20 protein-coding genes are annotated in these 21078 nt (G+C 54.9%); all 20 read right to left on the reverse strand.

The genetic code is table 11. The annotated features are described in order from the left end of the window. Window positions 1–35: 35 nt before the first annotated feature. Complete coding sequence (locus tag DCO48_RS00710) at window positions 36–2030, reverse strand: nucleoside-diphosphate sugar epimerase/dehydratase (RefSeq protein ID WP_116548712.1); 1995 nt, start codon at window positions 2028–2030, stop codon at window positions 36–38. Between the two features lie 97 nt (window positions 2031–2127). Next, on the reverse strand, window positions 2128–3138 hold the full coding sequence (locus DCO48_RS00715; RefSeq protein ID WP_116548713.1) for a glycosyltransferase family 4 protein: 1011 nt from the start codon (window positions 3136–3138) through the stop codon (window positions 2128–2130). After that, complete coding sequence (locus DCO48_RS00720; RefSeq protein ID WP_116548714.1) at window positions 3135–4100, reverse strand: SDR family oxidoreductase; 966 nt, start codon at window positions 4098–4100, stop codon at window positions 3135–3137. Before DCO48_RS00720 ends, DCO48_RS00715 begins: the two co-directional genes overlap by 4 nt. Beyond that, complete coding sequence (locus DCO48_RS00725) at window positions 4100–5353, reverse strand: glycosyltransferase family 4 protein (RefSeq protein ID WP_116548715.1); 1254 nt, start codon at window positions 5351–5353, stop codon at window positions 4100–4102. Before DCO48_RS00725 ends, DCO48_RS00720 begins: the two co-directional genes overlap by 1 nt. Window positions 5354–5367: 14 nt before the next feature. After that, window positions 5368–6498 carry a non-hydrolyzing UDP-N-acetylglucosamine 2-epimerase gene (gene wecB, locus DCO48_RS00730; protein ID WP_116548716.1) on the reverse strand — a complete coding sequence of 377 codons (1131 nt, stop codon included), beginning with the start codon at window positions 6496–6498 and terminating at the stop codon, window positions 5368–5370. Window positions 6499–6526: 28 nt separating this feature from the next. Further along, window positions 6527–7633 carry an NAD-dependent epimerase/dehydratase family protein gene (locus DCO48_RS00735; RefSeq protein ID WP_116548717.1) on the reverse strand — a complete coding sequence of 369 codons (1107 nt, stop codon included), beginning with the start codon at window positions 7631–7633 and terminating at the stop codon, window positions 6527–6529. Window positions 7634–7636: 3 nt separating this feature from the next. Next, window positions 7637–8671, reverse strand: a complete 1035-nt coding sequence (locus DCO48_RS00740; protein ID WP_116548718.1) for a polysaccharide biosynthesis protein — start codon at window positions 8669–8671, stop codon at window positions 7637–7639. A gap of 33 nt (window positions 8672–8704) precedes the next feature. Next, window positions 8705–9487, reverse strand: coding sequence for an AglZ/HisF2 family acetamidino modification protein (locus DCO48_RS00745; RefSeq protein ID WP_116548719.1), 783 nt, complete (start codon window positions 9485–9487; stop codon window positions 8705–8707). 1 nt (window position 9488) lies between these two features. After that, entirely contained in the window at window positions 9489–10103 is a 615-nt protein-coding gene (hisH, locus tag DCO48_RS00750) for an imidazole glycerol phosphate synthase subunit HisH (protein ID WP_116548720.1), read from the reverse strand. Then, window positions 10100–11233: an N-acetyl sugar amidotransferase gene (locus tag DCO48_RS00755; protein WP_116548721.1), complete on the reverse strand. Its 1134-nt coding sequence runs from the start codon at window positions 11231–11233 to the stop codon at window positions 10100–10102. Before DCO48_RS00755 ends, hisH begins: the two co-directional genes overlap by 4 nt. A 31-nt stretch (window positions 11234–11264) precedes the next feature. Next, window positions 11265–12410: a hypothetical protein gene (locus DCO48_RS00760; protein ID WP_116548722.1), complete on the reverse strand. Its 1146-nt coding sequence runs from the start codon at window positions 12408–12410 to the stop codon at window positions 11265–11267. Then, a complete protein-coding gene (locus tag DCO48_RS00765) occupies window positions 12400–13632 on the reverse strand; it encodes a hypothetical protein (RefSeq protein ID WP_133247576.1) in 1233 nt (410 codons plus the stop codon). Before DCO48_RS00765 ends, DCO48_RS00760 begins: the two co-directional genes overlap by 11 nt. A 53-nt stretch (window positions 13633–13685) precedes the next feature. Then, window positions 13686–14354 (reverse strand): hypothetical protein, encoded by a 669-nt coding sequence (locus tag DCO48_RS00770; protein ID WP_133247577.1) that lies wholly within the window; start codon window positions 14352–14354, stop codon window positions 13686–13688. Next, a complete protein-coding gene (locus DCO48_RS00775) occupies window positions 14329–15579 on the reverse strand; it encodes a hypothetical protein (RefSeq protein ID WP_116548725.1) in 1251 nt (416 codons plus the stop codon). The genes DCO48_RS00770 and DCO48_RS00775 overlap by 26 nt, the downstream gene beginning before the upstream one ends. Before the next feature lie 33 nt (window positions 15580–15612). Beyond that, entirely contained in the window at window positions 15613–16551 is a 939-nt protein-coding gene (locus DCO48_RS00780; RefSeq protein WP_116548726.1) for a Gfo/Idh/MocA family oxidoreductase, read from the reverse strand. 11 nt (window positions 16552–16562) lie between these two features. Further along, window positions 16563–17540, reverse strand: a complete 978-nt coding sequence (locus DCO48_RS00785; RefSeq protein WP_116548727.1) for a Gfo/Idh/MocA family oxidoreductase — start codon at window positions 17538–17540, stop codon at window positions 16563–16565. A 26-nt stretch (window positions 17541–17566) separates the two neighbouring features. Then, window positions 17567–18328, reverse strand: a complete 762-nt coding sequence (locus DCO48_RS00790; protein WP_116548728.1) for an oxidoreductase — start codon at window positions 18326–18328, stop codon at window positions 17567–17569. Then, entirely contained in the window at window positions 18315–19016 is a 702-nt protein-coding gene (locus DCO48_RS00795; RefSeq protein ID WP_116548729.1) for a cytidylyltransferase domain-containing protein, read from the reverse strand. Before DCO48_RS00795 ends, DCO48_RS00790 begins: the two co-directional genes overlap by 14 nt. Next, window positions 19013–20029 (reverse strand): Gfo/Idh/MocA family protein, encoded by a 1017-nt coding sequence (locus DCO48_RS00800; protein ID WP_116548730.1) that lies wholly within the window; start codon window positions 20027–20029, stop codon window positions 19013–19015. Before DCO48_RS00800 ends, DCO48_RS00795 begins: the two co-directional genes overlap by 4 nt. Then, a complete protein-coding gene (locus DCO48_RS00805; protein ID WP_116548731.1) occupies window positions 20026–21072 on the reverse strand; it encodes a nucleotidyltransferase family protein in 1047 nt (348 codons plus the stop codon). Before DCO48_RS00805 ends, DCO48_RS00800 begins: the two co-directional genes overlap by 4 nt. Between the last annotated feature and the right edge of the window lie 6 nt (window positions 21073–21078).

Below are 21078 nucleotides of genomic sequence, written 5' to 3' on the forward strand. Positions count from 1 at the left end.
AAAAAAATACCCGGCCAATGCCGGGTATTTTTATTTCATGGGTCCAGTCGCCGCTGCTGATAGATCCAGTCGACAATCTCTCCATCCGGCGTGTAGCCACTGACTGTTTCACGCAGCAACTGCCGAACGTGGGCGTAGTCGTCACGCTTGACCGCACTCAGCAACTCGTTGAGGCGCTCTTTCAGGACATCCCAGGCCAGATAGTCCTCATGGGCACTCATGATCATCGGGTGGCGTGTGGCCACGACGTTGTCACCGATGAGCAACTCCTCATAAAGTTTTTCCCCTGGGCGCAACCCCGTGAACTCGATGGCAATGTCACCATGTGGGTTACGTTCGGAGCGCGTGCTGAGGCCGGACAGATGAATCATTTTTTCCGCCAGCTCGACGATCCGTACCGGCTCCCCCATGTCCAGCACAAAAACGTCACCGCCCTGCCCCATGGAGCCCGCCTGGATTACCAGTTGTGCCGCTTCCGGGATGGTCATGAAGTAGCGGGTGATCTTCGGGTGAGTGACCGTCAATGGACCACCCGACTTGATCTGTTTGTGGAACAACGGAATCACCGAACCGGAAGACCCCAGTACATTACCGAAGCGCACCATGGTGAAGCGGGTCTTGTTCACTTGCGACACGTTGCTGGTATCGCCAAACAGCACAGGCGCCAGTTCTCGACTGAGGGCCTGAAGTGTCATTTCCGCCAGGCGTTTGGTGCTCCCCATGACATTGGTCGGACGCACGGCCTTGTCAGTGGAGATCAGTACAAAGTTGGAAATTCCGGCCTGTAAGGCCGCCTGGGCAGTATTCAATGTACCAATGACGTTGTTTAGCACGCCTTCGGCGATGTTGTGTTCCACCATCGGCACATGCTTGTAGGCCGCCGCGTGATACACCGTATCGACGCGCCAGGCCCTCATGATGTCGAGCATCTGCGCCTGATTGCGCACCGACCCAAGAATCGGCAACAACTTGATCGCCAGCGACTCCCGGGCAACGCGCTGTTCCAGCTCGGAAAGAATACTGTAGAGATTGAACTCGCTGTGCTCGAACAACAACAGCGTTCGCGGCTTAAGGCCGACAATCTGCCGACACAGTTCAGAACCGATCGAACCACCCGCTCCGGTCACCATCACCGATTGACCAGCAATGCAGCGCTCCAGCAGATCATCCTGTGCGGGTACCGCGTCGCGACCGAGCAAGTCGGCGATATCCACCTCCTGGATATCGTCAACCTTGACCCTACCGCTGGCAAGGTCCATGAAGCCTGGAATACTGCGAACATGCAGCGGGAAACCCTCGAGGAAACCAAGAATTTCGCGACGACGTACTCGAGTTACCGATGGGATAGCCAGGAGGATTTCCTGCGCCCCGGTGTTATCGATCATGCGTTGCAGATGGCGCGGCTTGTAGACCTGCAAACCAGAAATAACCCGATCCGCAATGCTACTGTCATCATCAATAAACGCCACCGGGCGCATCACCTTGCCCAGGCGTAATGCTGCCACCAACTGATTGCCAGCAGCACCAGCGCCATAAATGGCTACTTTGGGCAGGCCATCGTCACGGCTGGTAAAGGGTACGTGCTGCGCCGCGGCGAACCAGTCACCGAGAAAGTATTGCCGCATGGCTAGACGCAACCCACCAACCATCACCAGGCTCAACCACCAGTAGTTGAAAATGATCGAGCGCGGTACCACGTTCTGGTGGTTGCTATACCAGTAGACAACAAAGCCAAGGATCAACGAAGACAGGCTGACGGCCTTGATGATGGCGATGAGCGCGTCGTTGCCAAAATAGCGCATGACCGCGCGGTACATGCCGAAACGGATAAACAGGGGAATGGCAACGATTGGCGCACTGATGAACAGCCAGAAGTGGTCCTTGATGGGGTTGGCCATTTCGTCGATACCCAGGCGCACGACAAATGCCAGCCACAGCGCCATCCAGACCAATATGACGTCAGCCAATACCTGCAGTAGGCGTTTTTGACGACGCGGCAAGCCCAGTAGAAATGCCCGTAACCTATCCATAACCCCTTCGAACACCTTTACTGCTCCCATAGTAATCTGCAGCTGAAACCTCGTGTAGCAAGTGCATGCCAGCGAAAAGGCAAGACGTGTGGGTGCCTTACTCCAATGCACCCGCACGATAGCGCACAGCCAGTACGACCAGCGGTGCATAGGCAATTACCACACCCAGTGCACCATCCAGATCTAGCAGGATGACGCACAAGGCGATTGGCAACAACCAGAACAGATTCAGTACTCCGACTGCCACGGTTACCGGGAGATGCTTGCCGTACAACCGCGAGGCAAACTGGTAGGCGTGGCTACGATGCGCTTCATAGACTTTGTCGCCTCGGGACAGTCGGCGAATAAGGGTGTAGGTGGCATCCACGATGAACACACCGAGCAAAATCAACCAGCACCAGAACAATTGCGAAGACACCCAGGCCGCCTGCAGCGACAGAACGCCCAAGGCAATGCCAAGGAAACCGCTGCCGGCATCGCCCATGAAGATTCGCGCAGGCGGAAAGTTCCAGTATAGGAAGCCGAAAACCGCCATCGCCAGCAACAATGGCAACATTACCAGTTGCTCGAAGCCTGCGAGCCAGTAGAGCACGCACGCCCCCAGGCACGCACAAATGGCTTCAACACTGGCGATGCCGTCAATGCCATCCATGAAGTTGTATAGATTCAACAGCCAGACCAGATAAAAAGCCGCAAATACTGCCCCGAACCAGCCGAGGTCGACTTGCCATCCCAACACCTCGACCGCCGGAAAACCACCCAGCCAGACCAGCGCCCAGGTCGCAGCCAGAAAGTGTCCGAGCAAGCGCCATCGGGCCGCGATGTGGCCGTGATCGTCCATGAACCCAATGATTGCAATCAGTGCCCCGGAACCGCCCAGGGCGACTAGCGCGGGCATCTGCGCAGCCTCTCCCACCGCCAGCACAGCCAACGCCAGAAGAAAGGCAATCACGATCGCCACACCACCACCACGAGGCGTCGGTACAGCATGCGAGCTGCGCGCATTGGGAATGTCGATGATGCTTTTGGCCAGTGCATAACGCCGTAATACGGCGGTCAATGCCAGAGACAGCACCGCAACCAGCGGAATCAGCCACCCTTGAGTCATTTTCTTGTTTTTTCCTGATAATCCCGAGCCGTCAGCCCAAGCGCGTCATCGACGCTGATAGGTGGCTTCCAGCTCAGCAAAGAACGAGTTTTTTCAATATCGACCTGCAGCGAGCCACACAGGCGCTGCGACAGCGAATGCTTGCCCAGCAAGGCGGCGCCCCACTCCAGCAGCCGGCTGGGGACCGGCAGCAGGCGAGCTGGGCGCCCCAGCGCCTTAGCCATGCGGCGAAGCAACCCGGAAGTCGAAAGATCCTCTCCGTCGCTGACCAGGAACGTCTGGTTCGCGGCGGCCGGATGATCCACGCAGGTAACCACGAGGTCGGCCAGATTCCCCAAAGCCACTAGACTGCGACGATTATCGATGGCTCCGAACGGCAAGGGCACGCCTTTATCCAGCCAGCGCATCATGGCCAAGAAGTTGGCTTTGACGCCCGGCCCATATACCAATACCGGACGGACGATCACCACTTCCAGGCCGATCTCCTTGGCCAAGATCCGCAACCCTGCCTCGGCTTCCATCTTGGACACACCATAGGGGTCAGCCGGCGCGGGTACGTCATCGGCAGTGTAGGGGCGGCCTTTAGGCGTACCTTCGCCATTGACCTTGATCGAACTGATGAAGACAAATCGCTTGGCACCGGCTGCCGCGGCCTGGCGTGCAAGATTCAAGGTGCCCTCGACGTTGACCTTGCGAAAAGCGGCCAATGGGTCGGCTTCTGTATCGTTCATCACGTGAACGCGCGCAGCGGAGTGAATGACCGTATCCACACCGGCAAGCGCGCACTGCCAGTCGGTAGTAGCGTCCAGCGCTGCGATGCGGGCCACAGTCACGCGCGGGTCAACCTGCACAGGTACCTGGCGAAATGCCGCAACCACTGCCTGGCCCTTGGCAAGGAGCCGTTCAAGGACGGCCTTACCTACGAAACCGGAAGCTCCGGTCAACAACACGGTATGCGACATCACTTGTCTGCCTTACGTAGGGTAGCTTCACCAAAAAGAGTTTCCAAACGTGCCATCAGCTTGGGTTTGGAGTAATGCTGCAGGTAGTACTCGCGCCCGGCGTCGCCCATCTGCTTACGCTGCGCACTCGAGGTGCCAACGAGGTCGCTGACGATCCGGACAAGCCCCTGGGCATCACCAGAGTCGCACGCAAAGCCGGCGCCGGATTCATCGATGACCCGCGCAGCCTCGCCGTTGATCATCCCCAGCAAGGGTCGCCCGGAAGCCAGATAGGCCTGGACCTTGCCTGGAATGGTCTTCTGGAACACATCGTTGGTCTTCAAGGTAACCAACAAGGCATCGGCCCGGGCGAACAGCCCGGGCATGGCCTCCAGAGGGTGACGACCAAGCAGGTGCACATTATCCAGGCCACGTGCCAGCACCTGCTCAGCCAGCCAGGCACTCATGCGCCCATCCCCCACAATGACCCAGCGCACTGCCACCTTGCCACGCAGTGCTTCGGCGGCATCCAGCACCGCAGGAAAGTCCTGGGCCTCGCCAAGATTGCCGGCGAAAACCACAGTGAATACCGACGCATCCGCTGTTATCAGAGCGCTGCTAGCCGCGTCTGGCGCAGAGAAGTCGTCCTCGGCCCAACTTGGAAAGTACACCAGACGCTCATCGGCAATGCTGCGTGTGCAGTACTGCTTGACGTTCTCCAGGAACCCATGGGACTGCAAAAGCAGGTAGTCGGTACGATTGTAAATCCACGAAACCATTCGCCCAACCAGCGATAGCAGACGTGGGTTGCGCAATACCCCCACCGCCCTGAGGGTCTCCGGCCAAAGGTCCAGCACCCAGACAAACACCGGCGCACGCTTGAGGCGCCCAATTACGATAGCGGGTATCGCCGCCATGATCGGCGACACGGCATACACGAAAAGCGCATCGAACTTTCGTCCGCGCAACTTGAAGGCACCCAGGGTCGAGGCACTGAGGAAAAACGAGGCATAGTTCAGGACCAGCCGAATGCTGCGCTTGCCACGCGGCAGCATCGGAACCCTAACGATCTCGGCGCCGTGGTAAGAGGAAAAATCGCCAGGCGCGGCACGATAGCTTTCGAACACTTCGCCTTCTGGATAATTCGGCAACCCGGTCAGCACCGTCACCTCGTGACCTTTTTCCCTAAGGTCGCGGACCATGTCATTGATCCGCATATTTTCTGGCCAAAAATACTGGGTAACGACTAGCACTCTCAGCTTTTTATCACGCATGCCTACCACTCAGTTCAGTAACGCTTCCATACGGTACGATTCACATAGTCGGTATAACTATGAAGAATGCGAACAACCTTGTCCGAGACGTTCGGCATGCTGTAGTCAGTCACCAGGCGCATGCTGCGTTCGTCCCCACGGGCCTGGCTGTCGAGAATGCTCAAGCCCTGCAGGACCCGCTCAACGTCCAACCCGACCATCATCGCCGCCGTTTCTTCCATGCCTTCCGGGCGCTCATGCGCTTCACGAATGTTCAGGGCCGGGAAGTTCAGGATCGACGCTTCTTCACTGATCGTGCCGCTGTCCGAAAGCACTGCCTTGGCTTCCAGTTGCAACTTGTTGTAATCCTTGAAACCCAATGGTTTCAACAAACGCACATTCGAGTGGAAGGTAACGCCCATCGCATCGACCCGTTTCTGAGTACGCGGGTGCGTCGAAACGATGACTGGCAGGTTGAATTGTTCGGCAACCGTGTTGAGAACCTCCACCAGTTTGAGGAAGTTCTTTTCCGAATCAATGTTCTCTTCGCGGTGCGCACTGACAACAAAGAACTTACCCTGTTCAATGCCAAGCCGAGCCAGTACGTCCGACGTTTCGATGCCCTGACGATAATGATTGAGCACTTCGAACATCGGGCTGCCGGTCTTGATCACCCGGTCAGGTGGCAACCCTTCGCGCAGCAGGTAGTCACGGGCGATGGTGCTGTAAGTCAGGTTAATATCGGCCGTATGGTCGACAATCCGCCGATTGATCTCTTCAGGTACACGCATGTCGAAGCAACGATTACCCGCCTCCATATGGAAGGTTGGAATCTTGCGACGCTTCGCCGGGATCACTGCCATGCAGCTGTTGGTGTCTCCCAGGACCAACAGGGCCTCGGGATTTACCTCAGCCAACACGCGGTCGACCGCAATGATCACGTTACCGATGGTTTCGGCGCCGCTGCTACCAGCAGCGTTGAGGAAATGGTCCGGCTTACGGATACCCAGATCCTGGAAGAATATTTCGTTCAATTCATAGTCATAGTTCTGCCCGGTGTGCACGAGGACATGATCACAATGTTGATCAAGTGCATCCATCACACGGGACAGACGAATGATTTCGGGACGCGTCCCAACGACAGTAACGACCTTCAACTTTTTCATACGATTCCCACTTCCTGATCAATCGAACTTACGGGCACACGGGCAGTGCGTAAGTATCCGGTTGTTCACGGTCAAAAATTTCATTGGCCCACAGCATCACAATCATTTCTTCGCTGCCAATATTGGTGATGTCATGCGTCCAACCTGGAACTGTCTCGACGATTACCGGCTTTTCGCCCGTGGTCTGCAATTCGTAGAAATCGCCGGTCAGGATATGCCGGAAGCGGAAGTTGGCATGCCCCTTGATCACAAGAAACTTTTCGGTCTTCGAATGATGATAGTGGCCACCACGGGTAATCCCTGGGTGCGCGGTGAAATAGGAGAACTGACCGGCGTCCGGCGTTTTCAGCATCTCCACGAACACACCGCGAGGGTCACTGTAGCCGGGGACGTCGTAAGTGAATGACTGCTCCGGCAAGTAACTCAGGTAAGTGGAGTACAGCGCCCGTACCAAGCCTGTGCCAACCCTCTCTGTGACCAGGCTCGCACGGCTGTCACGAAAAGCTAGCAACTGCTCGGCGAGCGCCCCCACCGTAGTCGAATAGACGGGCTGTACCTGAGCACTGCCGTCGACTGTTTTGCCATCGAGGATCGCGATGCAATGGCGCACCACATCGTCGATATACACCAGTTGCAGAGGCGCCTGCTTGTCATTGATCTGGATCGGCAGATCGCGAGCAATATTATGGCAGAAGGTGGCGACCGCCGAGTTGTAGTTCGGCCGCGCCCACTTGCCAAATACGTTTGGCAGGCGCAAGACATGCAACTGAATGGCCTGGTGCCTGGCCAGCGCCTGCAGCGCCTCTTCGGCCTCACGCTTGCTGGTGCCATAAGGATTGTCGCGATCAGCCTGAATCGAAGAGCTATAGACCACCGGTATGCACTGGCCACTTTCACGCAGTGCATCACAGAGCACCTGAGTGAAATCACTGTTGCCCGTCGAAAATTCGGCAGGATCTTGAGGGCGGTTCACCCCCGCAAAGTGGAAGATGCAGTCTGCCTCGGCGACCCGGGCTTTCAAGCCATCAAGGTCATCGCGTGCGGCGTGCAGTATCTCGATATCCTGACGCTCGCGCAGATGACTTGCCAGGTTCTTGCCGATAAAACCATTGATACCCGTGATCAGAACCTTCATCGATCATTCCTCTGGCGTGGCGTGCTCACCACGCTGAATGGCACGAATGAACTCCAGCTTCAACAGCAGTTGTTGCATGCCGGCAACATCAAGACGCTCGGTGTTGTGAGAGTTGTAGTCTTCGGTATGAGAGATTTTTTCTTCGCCTTGCTCGACGAACTTGCTGTAGTTCAGGTCGCGCAGATCAGGCGGAACGCGGAAGTAATCGCCCATGTCTTCGGCGCAGGCGATTTCCTCACGGCTCAGCAGTGCTTCGTAAAGCTTCTCGCCATGGCGAGTACCAATCACCTGGATCGGATGATCTGGTTTACCCATCAATTCCGTCAGCGCTTTAGCCAGGACCTGCACGGTCGCTGCTGGGGCCTTCTGCACAAACAAGTCACCATTATTGCCATGCTCGAAGGCATACAGCACCAGGTCGACTGCATCGGCCAGGGTCATCATGAAACGGGTCATGTTCGGGTCTGTAATCGAAAGGGCCTGCCCCTGACGAATCTGATCGACGAACAGTGGAATGACCGAACCGCGCGATGCCATCACGTTGCCATAGCGCGTACCGCAAATCACGGTTTTGCTTTCGTCAACATTACGCGACTTGGCAACCATGACCTTTTCCATCATGGCCTTGGAGATGCCCATCGCATTGATTGGATAGACTGCTTTGTCGGTACTGAGGCAGACAACCCGACGAACCTCGTTCTGAATCGCCGCTTCCAGCAGATTTTCTGTACCGATCACATTGGTCTTGACCGCTTCCATCGGGTGGAACTCGCACGATGGCACCTGTTTCAGCGCCGCCGCATGGAAGATGTAGTCGACACCGCGGGTAGCATTGAGGACACTTTGATAATCACGCACATCGCCAATGTAAAACTTCAACTTGCTATTGGCATAGCGCTTGCGCATGTCGTCCTGCTTCTTCTCATCACGGCTGAAAATGCGGATTTCCGCGATATCCGTATCAAGGAAGCGCTTGAGCACAGCGTTACCGAAGGAGCCTGTACCGCCTGAAATGAGAAGTTTCTTTCCGCTAAACATAATTGTTCCTGAATATGATGCAGACGGCCCCGACTAGCGGGGCGGCAGGGCTGAGAAGACCAGTTCGTCTTTCTGCTTGGCGCTGGGGTAGCTGATCAGTACCGCACGATAGGTACCTTTAAAAACGAAGAAGCTTCCTGCTGCGACGCCAACTACGCCACATGCAGCGACCACCTTGTTCATGTCCTCAAGCGAACCACCGCCGCCGAGGATTGTAACAGGGATGCTTACCGTCTCACGCAAGCGGCAGGCAAGCGCTACATCGTAGCCCTTCATCCGCCCGTCGTTATCAATCGAATTGATAACAATCTCTCCTGCCCCGGCGGCTTCCATTTCCTTGGCAACGTCCAGAACATTACGCTTGGTGTTGCGCGTGCCATTGTGCGTCCACACATCGTGCTGCTTACTGAGCAGCCTCTGCTTGTGGTCAAGCACGACGACAACGCTTTGCCGGCCAATTTCCTCGGCAATGCGCGTGACCAGGGAAGCATCTTCCAGCGCAGCGGCACTGACGGCGACCTTTTCGACACCCAATGCGATGATTGTCCTGGCCTGCTCCGGGGTACGGATACCGCCGCCATAGCAGAGCGGCATGCGACATTCGGCTGCCAGGTTGGCGATCTTCTTGTAGTCCGGCTCACGCCCATTCACGGTGGCGTCGATATCGACAACGATCAACTCATCGGCTTCTTTTTCGTTGAAGATCTTCACCGCATTGATCGGATCCCCGACATACTTGGGGTCCTTGAAGCGCACCGTCTTAACCAGGCCACCGTCCTGAATCAACAGGCAAGGAATAATTCGAGGTCTTAGCATTTCAGAGTTCCGCGAAGTTTTTCAGAAGGCCTACGCCAAAATGGTGACTCTTCTCTGGATGGAACTGAACGCCGTACACATTATCCACGGTTACCGCACAGCTGAAGTCCAGCCCGTAAGTCGATGCGGCAGCCGCATGTTCAGCCTGTGCACACTCAAAATAGAAGGAGTGCAAAAAGTAAAACCGCGCGTCTTCTTCAAAGCCTTTGAACAACGGATTCCCGTTTACCGGCGCAACATCGTTCCAGCCCATGTGCGGCAGGGCGATATTATCCAGACCCGCTACCGAGCGGAACGAACGCACCCGGCCTGGCACCCAACCCAGCCCGGGCAACTGCCCCTCGTCACTGGTATTGGCGAGCATTTGCATGCCAACACAGATACCTAGTACCGGGATCTTGTCCTGTCGGACCATCCGATCAATCGTCTCGCGCATCCCCGAAGCATCCAAACGTTCAATCGCATGATCGAACGCGCCAACGCCAGGCAGGATCAGCTTTTCAGCGCCTTCCAGTGCCTGCGCCGTGCGGGCAACCTGCACCGGAATATGCAAACGCTTGTAAACATTCACAAAGGCCTGAATGTTGCCAAGCCCATAGTCGATAATCGTGATCATCTGAAAAGTCTTCTTTCCAAGCCAAGGACACTCATGACACGGGCACCAATGCCGATCATGAAACGCTTGTTCTTGTAATCATGGAATGTCTTGTTCTTGCCGTCGAAGATTGCCTGCAACTCGGGCACGCTCAGGTCAAGCTTGTTCGCCACATACTCGAACTCGGAGATGAGGAACTGCTCGTCCAGCTCAGGCTTGGCGATACGTTCCATAGCCGCTTCACGGGTCATCTGCCCGGTCATGATCAAACTGGAGAAATGCGCGCGGCGCTTTTCATAGCCAAATTTCCGAGGCATCCAGTAATCTTCATAGAAGCGGGTAAAACGCGACTCGTGGTGCTTGTGCTGGAATCGCTTCCAACCAAACAGCCGCTCCAGGGTCTCTTCTGCTTCCTGCTTGACATACGGCAGCAGGTTCAGCGGGCGCACGACCTGCATACCCAGTACATAACGGTAGTAAAGCTTGTAGGCCATCACGTCGACGATCGGGAAGCTTTTGAGCTTGCGCGAGCCAAACTGATCATGGATACCGTTGATCAGGGTCTTGTCGATGCCCGGATAGGCGCCCCACTCTTCCGGCTCGCGGCAGCACTCGGTCGAATAGTTGCCACCGGTCAGTACGTACTTGATCTTGTGCGCTTTGGCGAACTTGTAAAGTGCCGAGAAGAACGCAGTGTCCTGTGGGATGTCCTGATCCGGTACTTGAGCCTTGAGAAAAGCCACTTGCAGACTCTTCATCTCTTCCCAGTTGATCACCTCGGTGTAGAGGTCCAGGCCGAGACCGTCAACCAGCTTCTCGATATTACCTACGGCCTGGTCAGTGTTCCAACCTGCATCGACATGGAAAAGCAGGGGGCGCAGGCCCATCTTTTCCTTGGCCACGTATGCAAGGTAAGAGCTGTCTAGACCACCACTGAGGCCGATGATGCAATCGAAATCGCGGCCCTTGCCATCGGCCTTGATACGCTTGGCAATGTTCGACAACTCGGCTTCGCCACGTGCATCGGTATGCCAATTCGGCTGGATATTGCTGCGGAAATTGGCGCAATACTCACAGCTGCCCTGAGCGTCAAAGCGAATATTGGGATCCGACGTATCCATTATGCACGTCTTGCAAATCTGGTAATGCATGAAGCCCCCTTCAAACCTCGGATATTAACATCTAAGGATGCCCCATAAACACCTGTACGGAGCGCTCATCCTTTAGAAACAGAACATTTTTCCCTAGCGCCTTGTACTCATAACCCAAGAAAGAATCATAAGAAACCATGCAGTCGCACTCGGGGAAACACGCGGGATCAACCACCCGGTCAGCCAGTGCGGTGAGCTGCTTCACCGAGTCCTCGTAAACATGCCGTGGGTGCAGCTTGACCACAACGAAAAAGTCCAAATTATTCTTGACCTGCCGAAGAAAATCAATCTCGACCTGAACAAACGGTGCAGAGGAGGCAAGGAACAACACTGGCTTGTCACTCCCCATGCCCTGAAGGTCAAGTTTCGGGCGAATGATGGCTGAGCTTCGGAATTTGAAGTAGCGAGAGAACACCGCTTCAAACTCGGGATCGAAGACAAACAGACAATCAAGATCGCCAAACGCGTGGGTAAACTGCAGGTCGGCATGGATATAAGCATGCTGAATAATCGAGCAGCGGTCAGTCAAGTGCGAAGCAATGTAGCTCCAGCGCTGCAAGTTACAATCGGTAATAAAAGCCTTATCGGCCTGCGCCAGATGACTGACAAACAAGGCGTACCAACTCAGCGGCAGCACATCCAGCGCATGGAAAATCAGATCTCGCCGCCGCACGCCGTGCAGCGGTGCATAGCAAAGAATAGCGAACAATACCCGCCAGACAATAAATAGAGCCCGAAGATAGTCCACTGCCGACAGGTAACGCAACATGCCCCATGGGCGCTTGCACTGAAAGCTTTTACGCTGATCGAAATCGTCGAACAGGTAATTAAATAGCTTCACGCTCCGGGTATTCGGCAAACACACCGGCTCGGCCAAATCAGCCACCGACCTACGCAGCGGCAGCAGCGTAAAGAGCAAAGCCAGAATAAGGTTCAACAGTGCCGCAACAGCCAACAACGGCAGCAATGTCAGGCGCATCCCCAACAACAACAGCAAGAATTTATTACCGTGACGCTTCCACAAGGAAAACAGCGGCATAATCTTGTACTGCGGCAATGCATCAACCCCGGGCTCCGCCGAGAGAAATTTATCTTTCAGCACACGATCGAGGCGCACTTCATTAACATACGATTCCAGCAACAGCCGGGACAGCAATACTACTTTATTACTGGACATGAACTTTCTCTTTCACAAACAACAAACGACTGCCGCCCCACAACATCAGATAGAAGATGACATTGAACAACGCGATCCATTGAAGCATGCTACCCCTGAACATACTCAGGAAGAACAGCAACTCACAGGTAAAAATAAAGAGAAACACCGGACCCAGCCGATAACGCAGCGAGTACAGTGCACAGATAAACAGGGAGTAGACGAAGATAGGCACCACCCAGAACAGATAGTTACCATAATTCAAATACAACTCAGTTTCCACCGGCCACTGCTGAGTGGCCGCACCACCAAACCACTGCTTGGGGAAATAAATAGAAGTCAACCAGCGACTAATGTCATGCATGTAGTCTTCGGACGGAACACCGAAGAAAGTCAACCATTTGTTCAGCGGATATCCCATGGTCAACAAAAAGTTCGGCGGCATATCCCGAAGAATCATGTCATGAAGAAAAATGGTATTGAAGTAACTCAGAAAATATTCGAGCAACATTTCAGGCGTGCTGTAGAAACCGTTGGAACGGAAATACATTGCAAAGCTGAAGGCCAGAACGAAACCAACGAACAGCACCGCCCCCTTGAACAAGGTAAGGCGAAGCGTGGTCAACCAGGGGATACTGAAGAAGATGGCAAAGTAGAAAATACGGCTCTTGACCCCCTGAATATAAGCGCAGAACACTAGGGCAACCAGCACAAACGCGAGCAAGGTATAGCTGATGCGCCGTTGGGTCTTCCAGTAGAACCCCAGCACGAAGGCCAGAAAGTTCGAACTCATGATCAACAGGAAGTTAAGCAGACCGTAGCCTTTCTTGTTTTCCAGGTAAGTATCGCTGTAATTACTAAACCAGGCTTCGGCACCGCCAGTAACCTGAAAAAAGTACAAACCGCCCAACAAGATCATACCGGAGAAAACGAACAGCACGAGCGGATTCACCCGATACTGCTCGAACAGGCTGACTGCAGACGAGCGCACCAACAACACCTCGAACAACCGGGTAAAGCCATAGAACAAGGTAAACACATAGGCGTAGGAGAGCACAGCCTCGTCCGAAAGTGTCGACCAGTCATTGGTCTTCCCCCACGGCAAGACATAGACCCAATCCACCCATTCAAGCACGTAAAAGAGCACACACGGGAAGACAAAGTAAAGGAAGTAACTACCGAATACGATATTCGACGGGCACAGCACCTCCTTGTTTCTGAAAACAAGGAATACTGCCAACATGAAGAACACAACCAGGAATATCATATGCCCCACGATTCCCTATTTTTTTGCGCTCAGAGACTATCCAGCTTGCTCTTGACGGCATCAAAAACCAGTCCATTACCCATCACGTTCAAATGATGATTGTCACTTAAGAATATGTCATCTGCTGCACTGGCTGGGTAACACATCGCCAGAAAGTCGGCGGCAAAACGGGCCTTCAGCAGCTGGTTGTACTCATCTACCGACGACGCGATACACGGGTTTCTGGCCTGGTACGCAGGAGATGGCGGAGCAATCGGCACCGCCAGTATCCGGGCACCTTCGAAGGCCCTGCAAACCGCCTGCAGATTGGCCTCGAACAAGGCGGGCGGAACATAGCGAATACCCCGAGAAACAATCAGCCGGGCATAGAAGCGCTTGACCAGTCGATGCACAAAACGACTGATAAAGCCAGGCAACCGCAGCAATACAGAGAGCTCTGCCTTCTTGATTGCCCTGGGATAACAATCAACGATACCCACCTGCAACACCACAATATCGGGCTTGATTGCGCAGTAGTAATCTCGGACTAACGACAACAACTGGTTGCTGTCCATGCCGGGCACGCTGACTACGCGAACCTTGAAACGCCCCGCACAATAATCGGCAAGCCGATACGACCAGCACTGCTCGTCATTGATAAGCGCCGGGCTCACCCGGGGCAACCCCAGCGAATCAGTTAATACAAGTACTTTTTTCATGACTGCCTTGAACACGGATTCTTTTGAACAGAACCGCTACCAACGCACCGACAAGGAGCGCATTGAGCAGCGGAAGAAAAACGATAAACGACGTTCCCGTGAACAGACGACCGAAGACGAACGACAGGCCGAGTCCGACAACCATCAACCCTAAGTAAGCCACCGCCAGTACTTTTTCCAGGCGCTGCGCCAGATAAAAATTACAGACGAAGCCCAAACAGATTAACATCGTTTTCAATAGCAGCATGGAGACAAGAATCTCTACCAACGCCCAATCAAATCGCCCCACCAACTGCAAGAACACCATGATCGCCAGCACAAATACCATCATCACACCCGACAGATACCCGGTGTACTTAATCATCATACTTTGGAAATCACCATCAGCCGCATTCTCGCCACTAAAGCGTTTGAGCAGGCCCGGGGTAAAGTAATAAAGAACCGACGTCATCCCCAGGAAATATATGTTCGTTAGAACATCAATGTACTGAAAATCCGCCCGAACCCTTTCCACGGCCCCCAATACGTTCAGCACCAACCGATCCGAGGTGAGCACGACCACCAGGCCGCTCGCCATCAAGAACATATATTTGGACGCGCTCAGCACCTTCCAAAACAGCTTGATATCTTCACTACGGTCGTTGCTGGAAATATTGAGTTTTCGCCAACAATAGACAAAAAACGAGAACACCACGACGAACGCGGCAAAACTCCACGCGCCGAAAAACTGGATTTCCAGAGCATGCCCCTTAAACAGCCAGAGCACCAACCCGAAGCTGACAAAGAATGTACCGGCCCAGGTAACATTGAGCGTATTCAGGTGCATGTCCATCCCCAAAAGGCGGAATACCGTCTGGCATGCCGTTTTCAAGTGATTGACTCCACCAATGAACAAGCCGGCCATCAGGTAGAAACGCTCACGGCAGATAAACGCGGCAAGCATCAGTAACAGGGCGATCACCGCCGAGAACCAGACCTCAAGGCGCAAAATGCGCTCTTTCCCCTCTACCGTACTGCTGATGGCACCATCGCGAATCGCTCCATTATGAAATCCCAGCGCTAGAAACGTACTGTAGGAAATCACGATGAAGGCAATACTCGAGTCAGCCAACACCTGCTGACTTGCCATGTTGGTGAAATACAAGGTCAGCAGCGCGACCAGCGAAAACTCGCTGTAGGTTGCCAACACGTATCTGACAGCACCTGCCAAGCCCTCTTTCCTCATGATGAGGAAACTCCTTGGTACCCCATCACAAGATCACGCATAGCCGGCAATACGCGCATACAGACGGCTGTTCTCGAGATGCTCGGCCAGCGGGCAAAGGCCCGCCTGGTTACCCGTAAGGAAGTGCTCCACTTGCAGGTACAGCCCAGGCTTGTACTCACTGTCCAGTGTGGCGTCGACCTCAACCGGCGCAACGGCAACACTGTTCAGCACCTGCACCTGGAGTTTTTCCAGCGGTTTGAAGATGAACCGGCGCTTACGGGTAAGCACCTCCACAACCCAGCGGCCCGGCGCTTCCCAGTCGCCCGAGTAAGAGAACAGGGCACCCTCGTGGGTTTCGCCGGCTCCCGTGAAACGCGCCGCCCGGTTATGCCAATCCAGCGTACCGGACGTAAAGGTACTCAGCTGGCGTGGACGCCCACCCAGGTAAAAGGCAAGATCGGTCACATGCGTGGTATTGGCGAAGAACCAGTTCTCCTTCACCCCATCCGCTTTTGGGATAGCCCTGATCGTGTCCGACCACTCAGTGATCTCGAAAGCGAAGCTGGTCACGCCACCATCTTCCTCGATCAACTCACGCGCCTTGAGCACGGAAGACAGGAACCGACGATTGTAAGCGATGTAGATGGATGCACCCGCCGCATCCGCGCGCTGCTTCAGACGCTCAATAGACTCCAACGTGAGGCCGCCAGGCTTTTCGATCAGCAGGTGCTTGACGCCCTTCTCCAGCAGATAAGTGCTGGTATGTTCCAATTGCTCGACACTAACCGCAACGATTGCAAACTGTATCGCAGGGTGCTCCCCTTCAAAATAAGCCTCAATCCCGCCCTGCGTAGGCTGCACACCGACAGCTGCATGGAAGGCTGCAGCCGATTGCGCGCTACGCCCAACGACCTGGAAAGGCCTGCCCATGCCGTTGAGTACGTTGGCATATTGAACGGCCATTGGGCCGGCACCGACTAATAGAATCATGATCAAGTCACTCAGGTAATCGGGCAGCGCGTGTAAGCGCCGCCATCGTGCTCATTGAAGAATGCAAGCAGCGCTCGCAGGAAGGGCGCATGCAGGGCAGCCGACTCTTCAAAGGTGGTCAACTCGCAAGTGCCGTGACGATAGATCGACTCGGCAACTCGGTGAGACAACTGACTTTGATACAGAACCGAGAATGGCAGGGACTCGAGCGCACCGCTTTCCTTATCCTGTAGTTCACATTGGCCAGCCGCCTCATTGATTGAGACCCGGTACCTTTCAGTCTCGATTTCCAGCAGCAGAGGCACTTGCGACATGCTGGCGTGAGAAGTCAGTGCGAACTCGCAGCCCTGTGCATGCCCTGCCAGGGTGCCCGTGATTTCCTTGTACCCTGCGCGCTTGCTTTCGATGACCGCCTGGTCCAGGCCGGAAACATCTGGCTGGAAGGTCTTACTACCACAGAGGAAAGCCCAGAGGTCGATGAAGTGAATGGCGTTGCACGCCAGCCCCCACTGCTCACCCTGCACCCGCAAGGCAAGTTGCTGCTGCGCATGCAGACGTTCACGCAATAGCGCATAAGCCGGGAACATTCGCCGAGGGCAGTTGACCCAGACATGACATCCAGCACGTGAGAACAGTTGCTGTGCAGCATCCAGTTGCGCTTCCGACTGGAACAGGACCTTCTCCAGCAGCAGGTTTTTCACCGTCAGTTGCGCGAGCATGTCCACCAGCAACTGCAAACGGCAATCGGCATTGGTAGCAACGATACAAAAGTCGACCACATTCTTTACCTGGCTCATATCGGTAAAGAAATCGATAGCGCGAATGGACGAAGACTTTTCAACCTGCGCCCAGCGCTCTTTTGCCCGCTCCAGCGAAGCCTCGAACGGATCGACAACCTGAATGGCGATATCAGCAAAATCTGCAAGCGCGAGGGCCTGAAGATGACGACTGCCGAGCTGCCCGGCACCCACGAGAAGAATATTGAACATAAAGAATCACTTTATCCAGGCAGGGATTACAGGCTGAAGCCATCATCAACAACGATGTTTTGACCATTCACATATTGGGCATGATCAGACAGCAGGAAGACAATGGAGCCGATAACATCTTTGATATCGAGCATGCCTTTACCCAAGGTATTTTCCTTGTAGCGTTCAAGGAAACGCTCTGGCTGATGATCGAAAATCCCGCCCGGACTTACGCAGTTGGAGCGGAACTGGCTGTTGGCAACGTAGCTGCTCAGGTATTTGCTGAGGTGGATCAGCGCCGACTTGATTGCAGCGTACTCCACTGGCATGGTCATCGGCGTATCGGCATACACTTCAAATTTTGGGGCAACGACCCCATAAATCGAGGAAATATTGACCAGAGAAAACGGCCGCTGAACCCGCTGGAAGTACTTCGCGCACTGCTGCATAAACAGGAACGACGACCCCAGGTGCAGGGAAACGTTCTCGTTGAAGTCGGCCAAGGTCACATCAAAAAGCTTGGCACCGTAGCGCTTGTTTCTCGGGTAGGTGCAGTTCACTGCCCCATCGAGCTCTCCCAGCGCCCCGAAGAATGAATCGACCGCTGCCACGTCGTTCAGATCGAGGGAAACACGAGTCAACAACGGATTGTCCTGCTCGATGCCTTGCTGCCGCAGCCGCTCGTTCATCAGCGACTCATCGATATCTGCGGCAATGACATGGGCACCTTCCCCGAGCAACGCCGCACTCAGGGTACTGCCCAGCAACCCGCCAGCCCCTGCAACCAGAATGCGCTTATCCTTCAACATGCGTTTTCTCTCTATCGGCGTACAACATTTCGGCCATTTTGAAATCATAGATATCGTCAATATCGACAGCCCTTTCCCGCGGCACCACTACCGATTTGACGCGACCGGCGAATATCCGCTCATGGCTCAGCACGAAGGCTGGACGCGTTACATAGGCCACGGTGGTCATGTCGAATACCGCTGGGGCATCCTGACGGCGATGCACGGAATCGCCAGCGCACACCAACTGACTGTTACCCGCCTCGTCCCGGACGACCATGTTGAAATATGGACTGCGTGCGGCGGGGGTAACGGTGACGACAACGTCCGTCTCTTGATCAAGACTGGCCAGACAATTGCGCACATCTTCACTGTTTCTCAACGGACTGGTAGCCGGGAGGCTGATAAAGGTGTCGAACGACTCACCCCGCTCCTGCAGGTAGTTGATGGCATGCCGCCAGGCCAACCACTCGGCAGCCGTATCGGTGGCCAGCTCATCCGGCCGGACGATGACCTGCGCCGAGTAAGCTCGCGCCACTTCGGCAATGGCTGGCGAATCGGTCGATACGAAGATCTTGTCGATGCCTTCAACCTGCTGCGCAACCAGAATCGAATGTGCAATCAGGGGCAGATCACCGAGGGGCTTGATGTTCTTGCCAGGCAATCCCTTGGAGTTGCCACGAGCAAAGATAAAGGCGAAAACGCTCACGCTTGAATACCTCCAATACTAATCACCTGGCCGACTACCGCCGAACGCCTCATGGCCTCGATGAGTTGCAACGTCCTCAAGGCGTCGACAATGCCCACCGCCGGTCGCACTACCCCCTGTGCTACCTGGGCAAAGTGACGTAACTGATCCAGGTACATATTGTTGCGATCATAGGAAGGGTCGTCGAAAAGGACCCGCTGCTGGTCTTTACCGGTGTGCAGGACAATGCGGTTATTCAAGATGTCCCAGACCAGGGTGCCAAGTTGGCCGATCACTTTGCAGGTGCGCACAGGCGCGCGCTGCAGAAAGTCCATGTGCACATTGGCAACCAGACCATCCTTACGCACCAGCACAGCATCCACGGTATCTTCTACGTCGATTTCCAGCGCACCCGAATTGCGTGCTGCACAGTAGACGGTGTCGAATTCGCCGAACAGCCAGCCCAGGTAATCCAGCTCATGGCTGAGTTCCAGGAGCACTCCCCCACCCAACGCCTGGCGCGCTGAAACGTTATTTCGATAATCACTGGCCGGCCGCCAATCCGGAAGGTACTGCCCGACATCGACACTGACACCGCGCACGTCCCCCACGCAACGCTCATCGAGCAGGGCCTTGAATGCCGTGGCCGACGTCATGTAGCGAAGGTTATAGGCAACATCGATGATCGATGCATGCTCCATTAACAGATCATGCACACCACTCAAACGTTCGAGACTATCGGCGACAGGTTTCTCGATAAGCACCGGAATACGCTGCTGCAGCAGCACGGCTGCATGCTCGATATGCCAGGGCGCGGGCGACGCCACGATCACAAAACACGGTCTGACTTGCAGGGCATCCTGCAACGAAGCAAAACGCTGGGTATCTTCACCCACTTCTTCGGCGAGCAACGCTCTACCCGACGCAGAAACACAACCGACCCGGGCAGGGCCGAAGAGCTGTTTCAGGTTTGCGATATGGCGCTTTGCAATACTGCCACTGCCAATAACCAGATAAGTATTGAGTTCGGTCATAGGCTGCCGAACTCTTGCTGAGCACGCTGAAAATCTTCCATCCGGCCAATATCCAACCAGTACTCATGCACCGGGAACATATTAACGTCGCGGCCCGCGGAGATTTCATGCTCAAGCAATGTCGGCATATCGACTCGGGTACCCGCAGCAACGCTCTTTACCAACGCCGGCGAGAGCAAGTAGATACCTGCATTGATGAAGAAGCGTTGAATCGGTTTTTCGACCATCGACTGGATCCGATGCCCATCGCTCTGGATGACCCCATAGGGAACGCAGTACTCATACTCCCGGACGCACATGGTCGCGGCCGCAGCGTGCTCCTGGTGAAAATCGAGCAGGTTCTCGAAATCCAGCGTGGTCAACAGATCGCCGTTCATCATGAATAACGGCAGGTCGATTTCATCATGCGGCAACAGGCCGAGCGCACCGCCGGTACCCAGCGGCAATTCCTCATGAATGTATTGGATGCTCACCCCCCAGCGACTGCCGTCGCCGAAGTGCTCACGAATCATCTCGGGCATGTAATGCGTGGAGATAAAGAAGCGGTGGAAGCCTGAACTGATGAAACGCTCCAGAATCAACTCGAGAATTGGTTTCTCGCCGACCTTCAGGAGCGGCTTGGGGCAGTTGTGGGTCAGCGGACGCAAACGCGTACCAAAGCCACCCGCCATCAGAAACACCGGGTTGTTGCGCCGCGGCTTGTTCAGGAGGTCGTGCAGGGTTTCAAGGCCAATCACCGTGCCCTCAGTATCAACCACTGGCAACTGCAGCAATTGGTACTTTTCCATTACCGTCAGGATCCGTTCCTTGCTCCAGTTCGGCTCGGCAGTTCTGGGCGTAGGGCACATAACTTCCCTGGCAGGCGTACTCAAAGGCCGCTGCTTCAACAACGCACGTCGAATATCACCGTCCGTCAAAGTTCCCAGCAGCCGACGCTGCTGATCAACGACCATGACGATTCGCACCGCGACCCGATCGAGTGTCGCAATGGCTTCTTCCATAGAGCACTCAGGGTCGACGAGCGTTTGTTCCCACTGCTTCATTGCGTA

The sequence above is a fragment of the Pseudomonas sp. SDI genome (assembly GCF_003105155.1).
Taxonomy (GTDB): Bacteria; Pseudomonadota; Gammaproteobacteria; order Pseudomonadales; family Pseudomonadaceae; genus Aquipseudomonas.